This is a genomic window from Leisingera aquaemixtae, from assembly GCF_006740765.1.
GTDB lineage: Bacteria > Pseudomonadota > Alphaproteobacteria > Rhodobacterales > Rhodobacteraceae > Leisingera > Leisingera aquaemixtae.
In genome coordinates this window covers 29,324-46,306 of sequence record NZ_CP041156.1, presented here as the reverse complement: position 1 = coordinate 46,306, position 16,983 = coordinate 29,324, and the positions used below count along the sequence as shown (strand labels likewise).

Genomic DNA, 16,983 nt, shown 5'->3' with positions numbered 1-16,983 from the left:
TTCATGGCTGAAATCCGCGCCGGATTTCAGCCCGCGGGCCGCTTGCCCCGGCAGCTAAGCCTCAGATCCGCGGCGGCTGAGACGGATCGGCGCGGAAGGGTTTCAGGCTGTCGACAAAGGCGTCCAGGAAATCCAGCGCCAGCAGCGAGCGGCTGCCCGACACCGGCCGCAGGATCGACAGCCGGTGGTGCAGCTCCGGAGCAAACGGCACGATGGCAATCCCCTGGCCGCGGAACTGCTCGGCGTCCAAGGCGCTCACCACCGAAGCGCCCTGCCCCTGGCTGATGATGATGCAGGCGGTGGAGAACTGGCGCACCTCGATCCAGCTGTTCAGCTCCACCCCGTCTTCGGAAAACGCCTTGTGCAGCTTGCGGTAAAACGGGCTGTCGCGCCGGGTGTGGATGATCTTGCGGTCCCGCAGATCGCGGGGCGTGATAACATCCTGTTCTGCCAGCGGATCCGCTTCGGGCAGCACGCAGACGGTGCGCATCGGGATGTCGATGTTTTCCACCGCCGGATGGGCGGCAAAGCCGTCGGTGATGCCGCAGTCATACTGCTCGCCGATGATCCACTCCAGGATCCGCTCCGGCCGGTCCGGCTCCAGCGTCAGCCGCACGCCCGGGCGGTGCTCCAGGAACCGGGCCAGCAGCTTGGGCAAAAGCGCCGTGGCAAAGCCCGGCAGGCAGGCGATGCGCAGATGCCCGGCGGTGCGCTCGGTCAAGTCGCGGTTGAGTTCTTCCAGGTGGTTCAGGCTGTCGAACACGCGCCCCACCTCGGACAGCAGGTACCGCGCCTCGCTGGTGGGAATCAGCACACCGTCCTGGCGGGTGAACAGCTCCACCGCCACCGATTTTGAAAAATCCGAAAGCAGCCGGCTGGCGGCTGGCTGCGAGATTCCCAGCGTCTCCGCCGCACGGGTGACAGAGCCGCTGCGGGCCACGGCCTGAAAGGCCTCCAGCTGTCTGAGACTGAATTTCAAGGGATTAGCGGCCTTCGGCTGGGGGTGAACACGCGGCGGCATAACATGATATTATGATTCTTGTCAAAAAACTTTTGCTTGAATTATTCCCTTGGCCGGACAAAAGCTTTTGCAGAACAAAACTGGGAGAGAAGATTATGTCCGTTAAATCCTTGCTCTGCGCCTCGGCCGTTCTGGCCGTTGCCGGCAGCACCGCATTTGCAGAAACCGAAATTCAGTGGTGGCACGCCATGGGCGGCACCAATGGCGAGCGCGTCAACAAGATTGCCGAAGATTTCAACGCCACCCAGGACGATTACAAGGTCGTGCCGGTTTACAAGGGCAACTACACCGAGACGATGACCGCGGCGATTGCCGCCTTCCGCGCCAAGGAACACCCGCAGCTTGTGCAGGTCTTCGAGGTCGGCACCGCCACCATGATGTCCGCCAAGGGCGCGATCTACCCGGTCGAGCAGCTGATGAACGACGCGGGCGAACCGTTTGACGGCGACGCCTTCCTGCCCGCCGTGGTCTCCTACTACGAAACCCCCGAGGGCGAGCTGCTGTCGATGCCGTTCAACAGCTCCACCCCGGTGCTGTGGTATAACAAGGACGCGCTGGACGCGGCCGGCGCCGAGGTGCCCGAGACCTGGGACGAGGTGAAAACCGCCGCGCAGAAGCTGGTCGATAACGGCATGAAATGCGGCCTGTCCTTCGGATGGCAGTCCTGGGTGATGATCGAGAACTTCTCGGCCTGGCACAACCTGCCCACCGGCACCCAGGAAAACGGCTTTGCGGGCTTTGACACCGAACTGACCTTCAACAACGACAAGCTGGCCGCGCGCCTGGATGATGTCGCGTCGATGGGCAAGGACGGCCTGTTCGTCTACGGCGGCCGCCGCGGCGACAGCCTGCCGCTGTTCACCAACGGCGAATGCGGCATGTGGATGAACTCCTCGGCCTATTACGGCTCGATCAAGGATCAGGCCGGGTTCGAATTCGGCCAGACCATGCTGCCGCTGGACACCAAGGTGGCCGACGCGCCGCAGAACTCGATCATCGGCGGCGCCACCCTGTGGGTGCTGGCCGGCCACGAGGAAGAGGAATACAAAGGCACCGCCAAGTTCCTGACCTACCTGTCCTCGCCCGAGGTGCAGGCCTGGTGGCATCAGGAGACCGGGTACGTGCCGATCACCACCGCCGCCTATGAGCTGTCCAAGGAGCAGGGGTTCTATGACAGCAACCCGGGCACCGACACCGCGATCACGCAGCTGAGCCTGAACACGCCCACCGCCAACAGCCGCGGTCTGCGCTATGGCAACTTCGTGCAGGTCCGCGACGTGATCAACGAGGAGCTGGAAGCGCTGTGGGGCGGCGAGAAAACCGCGCAAGAGGCGCTGGACGCGGCGGTTGAGCGCGGCAACGACCTGCTGCGCAAGTTCGAGCGCACCGCGAAGTAAACCACTCTGACACATCCGGCCCTGCCGCCCTCCCCCGGGCGGCAGGGTCATTTTCCTGATCGGGGTTCCTCATGCTCAAACGGGTGCATTTCCCAACCTCGGCGCTGCCCTACCTGCTGGTGGCGCCGCAAATCGCCATCACCCTGGTGTTCTTCCTCTGGCCCGCCAGCCAGGCGATGTATCAGTCGTTCCTGATCGAAGACGCCTTTGGCCTTGGCACCGAATTCGTCTGGTTCGAGAATTTCGAGGTTCTCGCCACCGATCCCCACTATCTGGCCAGTTTCCAGCGCACCGCGGTGTTCTCGCTCCTGGTGGCGGCGCTGTCGATGGGCGTTGCGCTGATCCTCGCGGGCTTTGCCCAGCGGGTGGTGCGCGGCGCCATGTTCTACCGCACCATGCTGATCTGGCCCTATGCGGTGGCGCCGGTGCTGGCGGGCGCGCTGTGGGTGTTCATGTTCAACCCCACCCTTGGCATCTTCCCCTATTTCCTGGAATTCGCGGGCATCACCTGGAACCACTACCTCAATGGCACCCAGGCGATGGCGCTGGTGATCCTGGCCGCCGCGTGGAAGCAGGTGGCCTATAACTTCCTGTTCTACCTTGCCGCCATGCAGTCGATCCCCAATTCCGTGATCGAGGCCGCCGCCATCGACGGCGCAGGCCCGGCGCGGCGGTTCTGGACCATCATCTTCCCGCTGATCTCGCCCACCACGTTTTTCCTCTTGGTGATCAACATGGTCTATGCGTTTTTCGAGACCTTCGGCATCATCCACGCGGTCACCCAGGGCGGCCCCGGCACCTCCACCACCATCCTGGTCTACAAGGTGTTCAACGACGGCTTTGTTGGCCTCGACCTCGGCGGCTCCGCCGCGCAGTCGGTGGTGCTGATGGTGCTGGTGATCGCCATGACCGTGGTTCAGTTCCGCTTTGTTGAAAGAAAGGTGGCTTACTGATGGTCGAAAACCGCCCCCTTACCGCCTTCCTCACCCATCTGGTGCTGATCCTTGGCGTTCTGGCGATCGCGCTGCCGGTGTGGATCACCTTTGTCGCCGCCACCCACGACCAGCTGCGGATGAACCAGGCGCCGCTGCCGCTGTGGCCCGGCGATTATTTCCTGGTGAACATGAAGCAGACCCTGTTCGGCTCCGGCCTCAGCGGGACCGAAACCGCGCCGGTCTGGCTGATGCTGCTGAACTCATTGGCGATGGCGCTGATGATCTCCACCGGCAAGATCGCGATTTCGCTGCTGTCCGCCTTTGCCATCGTCTATTTCAAGTTCCCGTTCCGCATGACCTTCTTCTGGATGATCTTCATCACCCTGATGCTGCCGGTCGAGGTGCGGATCCTGCCGACCTTCGAGGTGGTCGCCAACCTCGGGATGCTGAACAGCTACTGGGGCCTGTCGGTGCCGCTGATCGCCTCGGCCACCGCAACGTTCATGTTCCGCCAGGTGTTCCTGACGGTGCCGGATGAGCTCTTGGAAAGCGCCCGCATCGACGGCGCCGGGCCGCTTAGGTTCTTCTTCGACATCCTGCTGCCCTTATCGCGCACCAACATCGCGGCGCTGTTCGTGATCCTGTTCATCTTCGGCTGGAACCAGTACCTCTGGCCGCTTTTGATCACCACAGACACCTCGATGACCACCATCGTGATGTCGATCAAGCAGATGCTGGAGGCGGCAGAGCAAAGCCCGCAGTGGAACATCATCATGACCACGGCCCTTCTGGCGATGATCCCGCCGGTGTTTGTGGTGATCGCAATGCAAAAGCTCTTTGTGCAGGGCTTGACGGAAACCGATAAGTAAGGCGCCCCGAATAATGGCTGATATTCAACTCAAAGACCTGGTGAAATCCTACGGGCCGACCGAGGTGCTGCACCATATCGAAGGCGACATCCGGGATGGCGAGTTCATCGTCATCGTCGGCCCCTCCGGCTGCGGCAAGTCCACTCTGCTGCGGATGGTGGCGGGGCTGGAAAGCGTTACCTCCGGTGAAATCTCCATCGGCGGGCGCCGGGTGAACGAGCTGGAACCCTCGGCGCGCGACATCGCCATGGTGTTCCAGAACTACGCGCTTTATCCGCATATGTCGGTGCGCCAGAACATGGCCTATGGCCTGAAGATCCGCAAACTGCCGAAGGACGAAATCAACCGCCGCGTCGAGGAGGCGGCGGAGATCCTGGAGATCAAACAGTACCTCGACCGCAAGCCGCGCCAGCTGTCGGGCGGCCAGCGCCAGCGGGTCGCCATGGGCCGCGCCATCGTGCGCGATCCGCAGGTGTTCCTGTTCGATGAGCCGCTGTCCAACCTCGACGCCAAGCTGCGGGTGCAGATGCGGCTGGAGATCCGCAAGCTGCAGCAGCGGCTGGGGGTCACGTCGATCTACGTCACCCACGATCAGGTCGAGGCGATGACGCTGGGCGACCGGCTGATGGTGCTGAACGGCGGCTATGTCGAACAGTTCGGCACCCCGATCGAGCTTTATGACCGCCCGGCCTCGGTGTTTGTGGCGGGGTTCATCGGCAGCCCGGCGATGAACTTCTTCCCGGCAGAGATCCGCGGCGGCCAGGCCGCCCTGCCCGGCGGCGGCATGCTGCCGGTGGCCTCCGCCCATTCCGGCACCGCCACCCTGGGCCTGCGCCCCGAACACCTGATGCAAGACCCCGCTGGCCCGATCGCCATCGAGGTGGAGCTGCTGGAGCAGCTGGGCGCCAACACCCTGATCCACGGCCGCCTGCCGGGCACCGATCTCAGCATCACCGCCAGCGTGCCGGGCCATGCCAATGACGGCACCGGCAGCATCCGCCGCTTCTCGGTGGCGCCGGAGCTGACCCATCTGTTCGATCCCGCCACCGGTAAACGTCTGGAGGACTGATGCAGTACCCCCAGATCCCCGCCTTCGCCGCCCGGCCCGGCGTGATCCGCCTGATCGGCCACCGCGGCGCCCGCGGCGTCTTGCCGGAAAACACGATGGAAGGCTTTGCCTTCACCCTGGCCGCCGGGGTGGAGCTGCTGGAGCTGGACGTGACCGCCACCCGCGACGGCGTCCCGGTGATCACCCACAACCACCGCCTCACCCGCTCGATGATCCGCGGCGCCGATGGCTGCTGGCTGCAGGGGGAAGAGCCGAAGGTGTCGTCTCTGACTTACGCCGAACTGCAGGCCTATGACGCGGGCGGGCTGGACGGCAGCAGCACCTATGGCCGGCGGTTCCCGGATCAGGCGTTTCTGACAGGCGTGCGCATACCCCGGCTGGCGGACCTGCTGGCGCTGCTGCAGCGGCCTGAGCATCACAACGTGCATCTGCTGCTGGAGATCAAATCCGATCCGGACCTAATCGGCGACACCACCGCGCGCCGCAAACTGGTGGAGGCAGTGGTGTCGGAGGTGCGCAAGGCCCATATGCAGCCGCGCACGGTGCTGCACAGTTTCGACTGGGACCTGCTGGCGGAGTGCCAGCGGATCGCGCCGGAGATGCCTGCCTCCTTCCTGACCCAGCTGCCCGACAATGCCGATGACCCGGGCGAGGATTCCTCCAAGGCGGTGAACCCGGTGGCGGGCTGCAGCGCTTTGGACCTGCCGGACCGGGTTGCCGCTGCCAAGGGCCAGTTCTGGTGCCCCTATTTTCTGGACATCACAGCAGACGCGCTGGCCCGCGCCCGCGCGCTGGGGCTGGTGACGGTGGTCTGGACGGTGAATGAGCCGGAAGACATCGACCGGATGATCGCCCTAGGGGTCGATGCGATCTGCACCGATTACCCGGGCCGGGTGCAGCGGCGCTTGCTGATGCACGGGCTGCACTGGCGCACAGACTAAACAAAGCCGTTTCCCTGCAAGGGAAACGGCCATGAAAAATTGGATTTTTCATGGCTGAAATCCGCGCCGGATTTCAGCCTTCTCTCAATCAGCCCAGGATGCCGGGCAGGTTCAGCCCGTGCTCGCGCGCGCAGTCCTTGGCAATGTCATAGCCTGCATCCGCATGGCGCATGACGCCGGTGGCCGGGTCGTTCCACAGCACCCGCCCGATACGGCGGTCGGCGTCCTCGCTGCCGTCGCAGCAGATCACCACGCCGGAATGCTGCGAGAAGCCCATGCCAACCCCGCCGCCGTGGTGCAGCGACACCCAGGTCGCACCGGAGGCGGTGTTCAGGAGCGCGTTCAGCAGCGGCCAGTCGGACACCGCGTCGGAGCCGTCCATCATCGCCTCGGTCTCGCGGTTCGGGGACGCCACGGAACCCGAGTCCAGATGGTCGCGGCCAATGACCACCGGCGCCTTCAGCTCGCCCGTGCGGACCATCTCGTTGAAGGCAAGGCCCGCCTTGTGGCGGTCGCCAAGCCCGATCCAGCAGATCCGCGCGGGCAGGCCCTGGAACGCGATGCGCTCCTGCGCCATGTCCAACCAGCGGTGCAGGCCCTCGTTATCCGGGAACAGCTCCTTCATCTTGGCGTCGGTCTTGCGGATATCCTCCGGATCGCCGGACAGCGCCGCCCAGCGGAACGGGCCGATGCCGCGGCAGAACAGCGGGCGGATGTAGGCGGGCACGAAGCCGGGGAAGTCAAAGGCGTTCTCCAGCCCCTCCTCCAGCGCCATCTGGCGGATGTTGTTGCCGTAATCCACCGTCGGCACGCCCATCGCATGGAAATCGCACATCGCCTTCACCTGCACGCGCATGCTGGCGCGGGCGGCCATTTCCACCGCCTTCGGCTCGGAGACCCGGCGTTCCTTCCATTCGCCCATGGTCCAGCCCAGCGGCAGGTAGCCGTTCACCGGGTCATGCGCAGAGGTCTGGTCGGTCACGATATCGGGGCGGATGCCGCCCGCCTTGGCGCGCTCGACCAGTTCGGGGAAGATCTCTGCCGCATTGCCCAGAAGGCCCACGGATTTCGCCTCGCCCGCCGCGGTCCAGCGCTCGATCATCTCCAGCGCCTCGTCCAGGGTTTCGGCCTTTTCGTCCAGGTATTTGGTGCGCAGGCGGAAGTCGATGGAGTCCGGGTTGCACTCCACCGCCAGGCAGCAGGCTCCGGCAAACACGGCTGCCAGCGGCTGCGCGCCGCCCATGCCGCCGAGGCCGCCGGTCAGGATCCATTTGCCCTTGAGGTCGCCGCCATAATGCTGGCGGCCGGCTTCGGCAAAGGTCTCGTAGGTGCCCTGCACGATGCCTTGGGTGCCGATATAGATCCAGGAGCCGGCCGTCATCTGGCCGTACATCATCAGGCCCTTCTTATCGAGCTCGTTGAAGTGGTCCCAGTTGGCCCAATGCGGCACCAGGTTGGAGTTGGCGATCAGCACGCGGGGCGCGTCCTTGTGGGTCTGGAACACGCCCACGGGCTTGCCAGACTGCACCATAAGGGTCTGATCTTCCTCAAGGTTTTTCAGGGTCTCTACGATCAAGTCGAAATCCTGCCAGGTGCGCGCGGCGCGGCCGATGCCGCCGTAAACCACCAGCTCATGCGGGTTTTCGGCCACATCCGGATGCAGGTTGTTCATCATCATCCTGAGCGGCGCCTCGGTCATCCAGGACTTGGCGTTAAGCTCCGTGCCGGTCGGCGGGAAGATGTCGCGGGTGTTCTTGCGGGGATCGCTCATGCGGGCCTCCAGGTCTGAAGATCGGTGAGAATTTTGGTGAGATGGGCGCGCAGGTCTTCCGCGCGCTCCGGCAGGTAGGTCCAGGGCGGGCTTTCCTGGCAGTAGGTGGCCTGCGCCAGCTCCATCTGGATCGCGTGCAGGCCTTCGCCGGGCCGCCCGTAGTGGCGGGTGGTCCAGCCGCCCTTGAAGCGCCCGTTGAGGGTGGAGGTATAACCCTCCGCCGCCTCGCAATGGGCCACGGTCAGCGCCTCGATGGCAGGATCGCAGGTTTCGCCCATGTCGGTGCCGACGTTGAAATCCGGCAGGCGGCCCTCGAACAGGAAGGGAATATCGCCGCGGATCGAGTGGCAGTCATAGAGGATGGCAAAGCCGTGGAGGGCCTTCACCCGCTCCAGCTCCGCCGCCAGCGCGGTGTGATAGGGCGCGTGATAGGCGTCGCGGCGGCGTGCGATTTCGGTCTCGTCCGGCTCCTTGCCGTCCTGCCAGATCGGCAGCCCGTCAAAGTCTGTCAACGGCACCAGGGTGGTGGTGTTTTGCCCAGGATAGAGACTGATACCGGCGGGATCGCGGTTCACGTCGATCACATAGCGATGGACCGGCGTGCGGACGGTTGTGATGTCCTCCACCAGCCCGGCGTAGAGGTCATGGATATGCCAGTCGGTGTCGGCCAGCGCCCTGCCCGTCCCGTTCAGGCAGTCCCAGACCTCTGGCGGCACATCGGTGCCGGTGTGGGGCAGCCCCAGCACCAGCGGCGACGACCCATTGGTGACCTCGATCATGCCGCCACCTTGACGCCTGCGGCGTCCGCGACGCGGCCTGCGCGGACCATGGCGCTGACAGCTTCGATATCCGGCGCCAGGTAGCGGTCCTCCGCCAGCGCGGGGATCTCCGCGCGCAACATCGCCAGAACGTCCTGCAACCGGGCCGAGGTCTTGAGCGGCGCGCGGGCCTCCACCCCTTGCGCGGCGCAGAGCATTTCAACGCCCAGGATCACCGACAGGTTGGCGTTCATCCGTCCCAGCCGCAGCGCGCCGTGGGCGGCCATCGACACGTGGTCCTCCTGGTTTGCTGACGTCGGGGTTGAATCCGTGACGCAAGGATTCGCCAAATGCTTGTTCTCGCTCATCAGCGCCGCGGTGGTCACCTCGGCGATCATGAAACCGGAATTGAGGCCCGGATCCGGCGTCAGGAACGGCGGCAAGTCGTGGCTGAGGGTCGGGTCCACCATCAAGGCCACCCGGCGCTGCGCGATGGCACCGATTTCGGCCACGGCGAGCGCGATCTGATCGGCGGCAAAGCCCACGTATTCGGCATGGAAGTTGCCGCCGGAGACGATGCGGCCTTCGTTCACCAGCACCAGCGGGTTGTCGGTAACGGCGTTGGCCTCGATCTCCAGCGTTTTGGCGGCCATCCGCAGCACGTCCAGCGCCGCGCCCACCACCTGCGGCTGGCAGCGGATGCAATAGGGATCCTGCACCCGGGTGTCGCCCTCGCGGTGGCTTTCGCGGATTTCCGATCCGTCCATGATGGCGCGCATCTCCCGCGCCACGTCGATCTGCCCGGCGTGGCCGCGCAAGGAATGGATATCGGCGACCAGCGGCGCGGTGGACCCCATGATGGCGTCAGTGGTGAGCGAGGCAATCGCCATCGACGCCTCCGCCATGCGCCAGGCGTCAAACAGCCCGGCCAGCGCGCAGGCGGTGGAGAACTGGGTGCCGTTTATCAGCCCCAGGCCCTCCTTGGGGCCGAGCACAATAGGCTCTAACCCGGCCTTTTTCAGCGCATCCGCGCTGGACATGCGGATCCCTTCAAACGTGGCCTCCCCTGCCCCGATCATCGCCGCCGCCATATGCGCCAGCGGCGCCAGGTCGCCGGAGGCGCCGACGGAGCCCTGCGACGGGATCACCGGCACCACGCCGCGTTCCAGCATCTGCTCGATCTGCTCGATCACCAGCCAGCGCACGCCGGAGGCACCGCGGCCCATCGACAGGAGCTTCAGCGTCATCATCAGCCGGGTCTTGTCCTCCGGCAGCGCCTCCCCTACCCCGCAGCAATGGCTTAGGATCAGGTTGCGCTGCAGGGTGGCGGTATCGGCCGGTGCGATCTTGGTCGAGGCGAGCTTGCCGAAGCCGGTGTTGATGCCATAGACGGCCTCCTCCCCCGCTGCGGCATCCGCCACCATTTTCGCAGCAGCCTCCACCGGTTCGCGGGCCGAGGCATCCAGCTTGGCCGGGGTCAGGTTGCGGTAGATATCTTCCAGCGTGGCCAGGGTCACTGTGCCCGGAACCATCTGAATCATCTCGATCATAGGGTGCCCTCATAGATACGGGTGTAAAGCGGGTTGAAGCCGATGCGGTAGGCAAGCTCTGCCGGGGTTTCCACGTCCCAGACCGCCAGATCGGCGCGCAGACCGGCGGCGATCTGGCCGCGATCCGTCAGCCCCAGCGCGCGGGCTGCGTTGCGGGTGACGCCTGCCAGCGCCTCCTCCGGGGTCATCCGGAACAGGGTGCAGCCCATGTTCATTGTCAGCAGCAAGGAGGTCAGCGGCGAGGAGCCGGGATTGCAATCGGTCGCCAGCGCCATCGGCACGCCATGCTCACGGAAGTGGTCAATCGGCGGCGCTTGCGTCTCGCGGATGGTGTAGAACGCACCGGGCAGGATCACCGCGACGGAGCCGGACGCGGCCATCGCCCTGGCGTCCTCCTCGGTTGCGTATTCCACGTGATCGACTGACAACGCGCCGTAGCGCGCGGCCAGTTTGGTGCCGCCCTGATGGCTCAGCTGTTCGGCGTGCAGTTTCACCGGCAGGCCCAGTTCCTGCGCCGCCTTGAACACGCGTTCGATCTGCGCAGGGGAAAACGCGATGTTTTCGCAGAAGCCGTCGACCGCATCCACCAGCCCCTCCGCATGGGCGGCACGCAGGGCGGGGATGCAGACCTGATCGATATAGTCATCGTCGCGGCCCTTGTACTCGCCGGGCGTGGCATGGGCGCCGAGGAAGGTGGTTTTCACTGTGACCGGGCGCAGCTCGCCCAGACGGCGGGCGGCGCGCAGCATGTTGAGTTCGGTGTCCAGATCCAGCCCGTAGCCGGATTTCACCTCCACCACCGCAGCCCCTTCGGCGATCAGCGCCTCCAGACGCGGCAGCGCGCCCTGCACCAGATCCTCCAGCGATGCGGTGCGGGTGGCCGAGACGGTGGAGACGATACCGCCCCCTGCCCTCGCGACCTCCTCATAGGACGCCCCGTTGAGGCGCATCTCAAACTCCATCGCGCGGTTGCCGCCAAAGACGATATGGGTGTGGCAGTCGATCAGCCCCGGCGTGACCAGCCGCCCGCCCAGGCTGCGCTGCTCCCACGGGAAATTGTCAGCTGACAATTTTTCCCGCGGCCCGGCCCAGACGATGCTGCCGTCCGAGACCGCGACGGCCCCGTCCTCGATCAGGCCATAAGGCGTGTCTGAACTGGCCATCGTGGCCAGCCGGGCGTCTGTCAGAACGTAGTTCCCTGTCACGGAATCCCCCCGAGTCGCTGTGCTGCTGGTTCGGCATTAAGCTACTCAATTAGGATATTATGTCTAGTCATAAAATCGCAAAGGCCGCGCCCGCGCCCGGCCGCCGCCTGCCCCCTTCAGCGGGGATAGCGCGGGTGCAGATCGTCGATGATGATCGGATGCGCGTGCGGCGCGGCGCCTTGCAGGTGCGGATGGTCCGCTGGCAAATCCGGATGGCTGTGCGCAACCGGGGCGGCGCTGTCGCGGGGCCACAGGCGCTGCGCGGCGATCAGCCCTGCCGCGGCCAGCAGCGCCAGCGCCAGCATTGCCGCGCCGCCGCCCCAGGCGGCCATCAGCCAGGCCGACAGCGGGTAGAACAGCAGCCAGCAGGCGTGCGACAGGGTGAACTGCGCGGCAAAGATCGCGGGCCGGTCCGCCGGATGGGCCGAGCGCGCCAGCAGCCGCCCCGAAGGCGTCAGCACCGCCGACCAGCCCACGCCGATCACAGCCCAGCCGATTGCCAGCCGTGCAAAGGTCAGCGGCGCGGCAAAGGCGGCCAGCGCCAGGCACGCCATGGCGGCAATGCTCAGCCCTGCCCCGGCCAGCATCACGGTCCGGTCCGGCAGCCGCTGCAGCAGCCGCGGCAGCAGCATGGCCGACAGCATCGAGCCGCCGCCGAACGCCGCCAGCGCCAGCGCCACGGAGCTTTCGGGCAGCGCCATGCCGGCCCGCACCAGCACCACCGTGTTGACGATCACCATCGCGCCGATGGCAGACACCACCCAGTTCAGCGCCAGAAGCCCGCGCAGCCGCGGTGTCTTCAGATAGTTGCGGATGCCGCGGGTGGTGCGTTCCCAGACCGGCCGCGGCGCCCGGGGCGCGGGCGACGGCAGCGCGATTGTCAGCAGCAGCAGGGCCGATCCGGCGAACCCCGCCGCGGTGCCCCAGAACAGGGTGCCGGAACTGACCGCCAGCAGCAGCGCCGCGGCCAGCATCGGGCTGGCCAGGCTCTCCAGCTCAAACGCCAGCCGCGACAGCGACAGCGCCTGGGTGTACTCCTTCTCATCCGTCAGCACATCGGGGATCGAGGCCTGGAACGCGGGCGTGAACCCGGCAGAGGCCGATTGCAGCACGAAGATCAGCACATAGACCTGCCAGACCTCGCTGACGAACGGCAGGCAAACCGCCACCAGCATCCGCACCAGATCCAGGGCGATCAGCATTTTGCGCCGGTCCGCCTGTTCCGCCCAGGCGGCGGCGATCGGGGCCACGGTGACATAGGCCGCCATCTTGATCGTCAGCGCGGTGCCCAGCACCAGCCCGGCACGCTCGCCCGCCAGGTCAAAGGCCAGCAGGCCAAGCGCCACGGTCGCCAGCCCGGTGCCGGTCAGCGCGACGATCTGGGCCAGGAACAAATGCCGGTAGGTGCGGTTCTTCAGGATGGACAGCATGGGCAGCGGGGTCCTCGGGCTGGGAGCGTTGCCGCCACTGTGGCCGCAGGCCGGCGGTAAAAGCAACGGCCCGGATCACCGGAACGCGGCGGCAGAGGAAAATTGTCAGCTGACAATTTTCGCAGTCCAAGCGCGCGCAGGTGCTGAGCGCGGGCAGAGGCTGGCTGCGAAACCGGTTCGGAATGGCCTGTGTGAGCGGCAGGCGCCGCCAGAAACAGCCGGGATTGTCAGCTGACAATTTTTCATTGGCGGACGATGCGAGCCGAGTTCAGCAGGACCGCGGGCAGGGCGTGCATCATCCCGCAGCAGCGCCATCCGGGTTTGCAGACCCTTCGCAATCCCGCACATGGCAGAAAATTGTCAGCTGACAATTTCCGCCCCGGCACCCCTTTGCAGCAGCGCATCCAGCATCGGCTTGGTCGAAAACTGACCCGCCCGCGCCTTCTGCGCCAGCCGCCGCAGATAGGCGCCGGGGCTGCGGATGGTGCCCAGCTTTTCCAGTATGCACATCACCGCTGTTGCCGCGTCCCGGCGGCCCATGGCGGCGCGTGCATCGCTGAGAACGGGCATCGCGATCCCCATCATCGGTGACAGCTTCTCGGCAATCCGGTCGGCATCCTGCCAGCTGCGCAGCCCGCCAGGGTAATAGCTTTGCACTTCGGGGCAGGCGCGCAGGACGGTGGACAGGCCATTGCCATTCTCAGCCTCTTCCCCCGCTGCGTCTGGACGATCAGGCGGGGAACAGGGCGCTGCGGGCTGCGCCGCTTCAGAGTCAGAATCTTTTTTTAGTGAATGCTGTATGTGCCGCTCATTCTGGCTGGTGCTGCCGCTCATTTCGCGTGACGGCAGGCGGGAGGGCTGCGGGGCCTGATCCGCTGTCCGGCTGGCAATTTCTTCGCGCAGGGTTTCGGCCATCCGGGCCAGCTCCGTCTCGCAGGGTTTGCGCCGCAGCAGCCTGCGGGCGGCCTCCAGCAGCTCCGCAGCGCCGTCAGCCAGCTCCGACAGCTTCTGGCGCAGCACAGCCACCCGGTCGCGCAGCACCGCCAGATGCCCGGCGCGGGCCTTGGCCGCCAGCGCGGCGTCGAAGATCTGACCAGCGTGGCGGGCGAGGGGGGACAGATCAAACCCGAAGGCCAGCGCCGTGTCCTCGCCGCTGCGGCGGGCATAGCGCTTGCGGTTGGGGCTGTTCTTCCGGCTGACAATGCCAATGCGGGTGAGGGCGGCCAGATGGCGGCGCAGGGTGCTTTCGGGCATCCCGTTCAAGCGCTCAATCAGCTTGCGGTTCGAGGGGAACACGATGGCGCTGTCCGGCTCCGCAGGCAGCGCCCGCTCCGGGAAGAAGGTGAGCAGGGCCTTCAGCACCCCAAGGGTGCGGTGGCTGAGGTCGAATTCCGCGGCGGCGTGCGTCAGCGCAGCCAGAAGGTCCCACTTGTCGTGGTCACCTGCCAGCCGGCCGCACGGATCCTGCCGCCCAAATGCGATTTGGGACGCCTTTTCCATGATTTTTTCACGAAAGACAAAAAATACCCGCCCCTGTGCGGCGCACAGAGTTGACACTGACGAGTCTGAAGGGCTATTCCAAAGGTGCTAAATCTGAGAACGGCCTTCTGGGATGTAATGTCCTGGGGGGCTTTTCTTTTGCCTGCTACGTGCCTCCTGTCCTGTTTTCTCTGCTCTTGCTCAGTCTTCCGGCTGCTCGGGCTGGTCTTGCTGCCAGCGGCCGTGAAGCTCTGCCATGATCTCTTCCGCGTTGGCGTCGAACCAGGCGTCAAAGCCCGGCGCGTCCTTGGCGGCGATCGTCAGGGTGATACCCTTGGCGGTGGTTTTGATGCCCGCGACCTCGGCGCCGGTGCTGCCGGGCAGGGCGCGGGTTTTCGGCGGGGCAGGGGCCGGTTTCACCTCCTGCGGCGCGTTCCGGGCATGTTTCAGAACGGCCTCGAACCGCCCGTCGGAGTCATAGGTGGTGAAGTCTGGCCGGTTTGTCCTGGTGATCGCCCGGGAGCGGGCTGCCGGATCGGCGAACAGTTTGACCAGCATCATCCAGCGGTCGCGGCCAATGCCGGGGGCGGAGCCGATCGTGCGCAGGAAGGGCAGGTCAAAGGCGGTGCCGACCTTGAGCATCCGCGACACCATCGGCAGGTCGATGGACAGCGCAGCGGCAATTGTCTGCCGTCCATAGCCATCCGCCTGCAGCTGCGCCGCAAAGGCGGCCTTTTCGATGAAGCTGAGGTCCTGGCGCGAGGTGTTTTCCTGGCCCTGGGCCATCACCAGCGCGTGGTCGTCCAGCTGCCGCACCATCGCCTTGACCGGCAGGCCCAGCTCGCGCAGCGCCTTGAGGCGGCGGCGGCCGTAAACGATTTCGAACCGCCCCGGCGTGGCGGGGTGCGGCCGCAGCAGCACCGGCACCTGCTGGCCGTAGGTCTGCAGGCTGTCCTTCAGCTGGTTGAAGGCGGCCCCGTCCATGCCCAGGCGGTCCTCGTAACCGGCGTCGTCGATCAGCGCGGTGTCGATTTCCTGCACCGCGCTTTCCTGCAGCTTGCTGAGCGAGGATTGCAGCGCCCCGACCGCGCCGCGCGGCATCATCTTGGGTTTTGGCCCGCCAGCGGATGCTGCCGGGCTGCTGAGTGCCGTGCTGAGAATGCCTTTGCGTGCCATCAACGCCTCCATGCTTGTTGAAGGAGCGATTCTATTTCATCGTTAACTTGATTCAGTGAATCGACCGCACGGTCATAGGTTGACCTGTGAAACTGGGATCTTTCGACCTCATAGACCGTCTGCTGGGTCAGGCCCGCGTCGGAAATCGCGGTGGATTTCAGCATCGGGGCCACCATGACCTCCTCGCCGAACAATTGCCGCAAGAATGCAACCACCTGTTGCTGCGGGCCGTCGTTCGGCTCGTACCGGTTGATCAGAAAGCGCAGGAAATCGAATTCCAGCGCCGCGCCTGCGTTGGACACCACGTCCAGCAGTTCGGCGGACATTTGCAGGAACTGCGACATCGAGGCGATGTCGAGCATGTTCGGCACCACGGTGATGATCACGCCGGTCGAGGCGCAGAGCGCCGACATGGTAAGATAGCCGAGCTGCGGCGGGCAGTCGAAGATGATCACGTCGTAATCGGCCTCGACCTCCTCCAGCGCTGCGGCCATGCGCGAAAAGAACGCGGGCTGCACATTGTGGATCAGCGCCTGCGGCGTCTCATGCTCGAATTCCTGCAGGATCAGCCCGCCCGGCGCCAGGTCCAGGCCGGTGAAATAGGTCTGCTGGATGATCTGGCGCAGGGGCAGGGGGTCATCATAGCGGATTGCGTCGTAAATCGTCCCTGTTTCAAGGAAATCGACCTCTGGCCGGTAGCCGAAAAGCGTCGTCAGCGACGCCTGCGGGTCGATATCCACCGCCAGCACCCGGTAGCCCTTGAGCGCCAGCCGCTGCGCGGTGTGAATGGACGAGGTGGTCTTGCCCGAGCCGCCCTTGAAGTTCAGGAAGGACAGCACCTGCACCTTGTCGCCCGCGCGGCGGCCGCGCAGGTAGGTGCCCGGCGTCTTGGCCGAGGCATCCAGGATCTTACGCATCTCCAGCAGATCGGCGGCGGAATAATGGCGCCGCCCGCCCGGTGTGGTGTGAACCTCGGGAAGTTTTCCGTCAAAATGCAGCTTGCGCAGGAAACTGGAGGAAATGCCCAGCATCTCCGCCGCTTCCCCGGCGCTGAACAGCCGCAGTTCCTTCCTTGCATCCGGTGCAAAACTCGCCAGCATGTGGCTGTTGAGGGCCGCACTGAGGTTCTCCGCGTTTTCGCGGATTCGCTGATTGATGTGGAGTGCTACTGCCAACTGCTGCCCTCTCGGTAGTAACGCTGTTTTGCGTCAGCGCCTTATTTATCGTTTCTATACGCAATGCGAACAGCGTTTTGCAATAGATTCCTTCATTTACAGGTTGCAGACGTGTTTTCCGGATTTCTGCCGGATTGCGGAGCGCGCGGCAAGTTTCGGCTTAATGCCCTGAAAATAAAGAAAAAGACTGCCTGCCGCCGCGCCGGG

At 65.2% G+C, this 16,983-nt stretch carries 14 protein-coding genes; 5 read left to right on the top strand and 9 right to left on the bottom strand.

Annotated elements, in window-relative coordinates; genetic code table 11:
* Positions 1 to 61: 61 nt before the first annotated feature.
* Positions 62 to 979, bottom strand: a complete 918-nt coding sequence (locus R2C4_RS00310; RefSeq protein WP_141889084.1) for a LysR substrate-binding domain-containing protein — start codon at positions 977 to 979, stop codon at positions 62 to 64.
* A gap of 137 nt (positions 980 to 1,116) precedes the next feature.
* Here R2C4_RS00310 and ugpB point away from each other — a divergent pair, with 137 nt between their 5' ends.
* From ugpB to R2C4_RS00285, 5 genes are all read left to right on the top strand, one after another.
* A complete protein-coding gene (gene ugpB / locus R2C4_RS00305; RefSeq protein ID WP_141889083.1) occupies positions 1,117 to 2,418 on the top strand; it encodes a sn-glycerol-3-phosphate ABC transporter substrate-binding protein UgpB in 1,302 nt (433 codons plus the stop codon).
* 71 nt (positions 2,419 to 2,489) lie between these two features.
* Positions 2,490 to 3,371 (top strand): sn-glycerol-3-phosphate ABC transporter permease UgpA, encoded by an 882-nt coding sequence (gene ugpA, locus R2C4_RS00300; RefSeq protein WP_058284797.1) that lies wholly within the window; start codon positions 2,490 to 2,492, stop codon positions 3,369 to 3,371.
* Positions 3,371 to 4,222 carry a sn-glycerol-3-phosphate ABC transporter permease UgpE gene (gene ugpE, locus R2C4_RS00295; protein ID WP_141889082.1) on the top strand — a complete coding sequence of 284 codons (852 nt, stop codon included), beginning with the start codon at positions 3,371 to 3,373 and terminating at the stop codon, positions 4,220 to 4,222. The genes ugpA and ugpE overlap by 1 nt, the downstream gene beginning before the upstream one ends.
* A 13-nt stretch (positions 4,223 to 4,235) precedes the next feature.
* Complete coding sequence (locus tag R2C4_RS00290; protein WP_141889081.1) at positions 4,236 to 5,291, top strand: sn-glycerol-3-phosphate import ATP-binding protein UgpC; 1,056 nt, start codon at positions 4,236 to 4,238, stop codon at positions 5,289 to 5,291.
* Entirely contained in the window at positions 5,291 to 6,232 is a 942-nt protein-coding gene (locus tag R2C4_RS00285; RefSeq protein WP_141889080.1) for a glycerophosphodiester phosphodiesterase family protein, read from the top strand. Before R2C4_RS00290 ends, R2C4_RS00285 begins: the two co-directional genes overlap by 1 nt.
* A gap of 88 nt (positions 6,233 to 6,320) precedes the next feature.
* On the opposite strand, the gene hutU is transcribed toward R2C4_RS00285, so the two are convergent.
* The 8 genes from hutU to repA all read right to left on the bottom strand — a co-directional run bounded on the left by hutU (position 6,321) and on the right by repA (position 16,776).
* Positions 6,321 to 8,003 (bottom strand): urocanate hydratase, encoded by a 1,683-nt coding sequence (hutU, locus tag R2C4_RS00280; RefSeq protein ID WP_141889079.1) that lies wholly within the window; start codon positions 8,001 to 8,003, stop codon positions 6,321 to 6,323.
* A complete protein-coding gene (gene hutG / locus R2C4_RS00275; RefSeq protein WP_141889078.1) occupies positions 8,000 to 8,782 on the bottom strand; it encodes an N-formylglutamate deformylase in 783 nt (260 codons plus the stop codon). The genes hutU and hutG overlap by 4 nt, the downstream gene beginning before the upstream one ends.
* Positions 8,779 to 10,302, bottom strand: a complete 1,524-nt coding sequence (gene hutH, locus R2C4_RS00270; RefSeq protein ID WP_141889175.1) for a histidine ammonia-lyase — start codon at positions 10,300 to 10,302, stop codon at positions 8,779 to 8,781. The genes hutG and hutH overlap by 4 nt, the downstream gene beginning before the upstream one ends.
* A gap of 5 nt (positions 10,303 to 10,307) precedes the next feature.
* Positions 10,308 to 11,516, bottom strand: coding sequence for an imidazolonepropionase (gene hutI, locus R2C4_RS00265; RefSeq protein WP_141889077.1), 1,209 nt, complete (start codon positions 11,514 to 11,516; stop codon positions 10,308 to 10,310).
* A gap of 116 nt (positions 11,517 to 11,632) precedes the next feature.
* Positions 11,633 to 12,946, bottom strand: coding sequence for an MFS transporter (locus R2C4_RS00260; protein ID WP_141889076.1), 1,314 nt, complete (start codon positions 12,944 to 12,946; stop codon positions 11,633 to 11,635).
* 360 nt (positions 12,947 to 13,306) lie between these two features.
* Complete coding sequence (gene repC, locus R2C4_RS00255; protein ID WP_141889075.1) at positions 13,307 to 14,446, bottom strand: plasmid replication protein RepC; 1,140 nt, start codon at positions 14,444 to 14,446, stop codon at positions 13,307 to 13,309.
* Between the two features lie 180 nt (positions 14,447 to 14,626).
* On the bottom strand, positions 14,627 to 15,601 hold the full coding sequence (gene repB, locus R2C4_RS00250; RefSeq protein WP_141889074.1) for a plasmid partitioning protein RepB: 975 nt from the start codon (positions 15,599 to 15,601) through the stop codon (positions 14,627 to 14,629).
* Positions 15,601 to 16,776, bottom strand: coding sequence for a plasmid partitioning protein RepA (gene repA, locus R2C4_RS00245; RefSeq protein WP_058284788.1), 1,176 nt, complete (start codon positions 16,774 to 16,776; stop codon positions 15,601 to 15,603). Before repA ends, repB begins: the two co-directional genes overlap by 1 nt.
* Between the last annotated feature and the right edge of the window lie 207 nt (positions 16,777 to 16,983).

What these genes read in the sequence shown, in the direction of transcription:
- hutU (WP_141889079.1), bottom strand. Translation starts at nt 8,003, where the DNA reads ATGAGCGATCCCCGCAAGAACACCCGCGACATCTTCCCGCCGACCGGC.
- R2C4_RS00260 (WP_141889076.1), bottom strand. Translation starts at nt 12,946, where the DNA reads ATGCTGTCCATCCTGAAGAACCGCACCTACCGGCATTTGTTCCTGGCC.
- ugpA (WP_058284797.1), top strand. Translation starts at nt 2,490, where the DNA reads ATGCTCAAACGGGTGCATTTCCCAACCTCGGCGCTGCCCTACCTGCTG.
- hutG (WP_141889078.1), bottom strand. Translation starts at nt 8,782, where the DNA reads ATGATCGAGGTCACCAATGGGTCGTCGCCGCTGGTGCTGGGGCTGCCC.
- repC (WP_141889075.1), bottom strand. Translation starts at nt 14,446, where the DNA reads ATGGAAAAGGCGTCCCAAATCGCATTTGGGCGGCAGGATCCGTGCGGC.
- ugpB (WP_141889083.1), top strand. Translation starts at nt 1,117, where the DNA reads ATGTCCGTTAAATCCTTGCTCTGCGCCTCGGCCGTTCTGGCCGTTGCC.
- R2C4_RS00290 (WP_141889081.1), top strand. Translation starts at nt 4,236, where the DNA reads ATGGCTGATATTCAACTCAAAGACCTGGTGAAATCCTACGGGCCGACC.
- hutH (WP_141889175.1), bottom strand. Translation starts at nt 10,302, where the DNA reads ATGATTCAGATGGTTCCGGGCACAGTGACCCTGGCCACGCTGGAAGAT.
- R2C4_RS00285 (WP_141889080.1), top strand. Translation starts at nt 5,291, where the DNA reads ATGCAGTACCCCCAGATCCCCGCCTTCGCCGCCCGGCCCGGCGTGATC.
- repB (WP_141889074.1), bottom strand. Translation starts at nt 15,601, where the DNA reads ATGGCACGCAAAGGCATTCTCAGCACGGCACTCAGCAGCCCGGCAGCA.
- ugpE (WP_141889082.1), top strand. Translation starts at nt 3,371, where the DNA reads ATGGTCGAAAACCGCCCCCTTACCGCCTTCCTCACCCATCTGGTGCTG.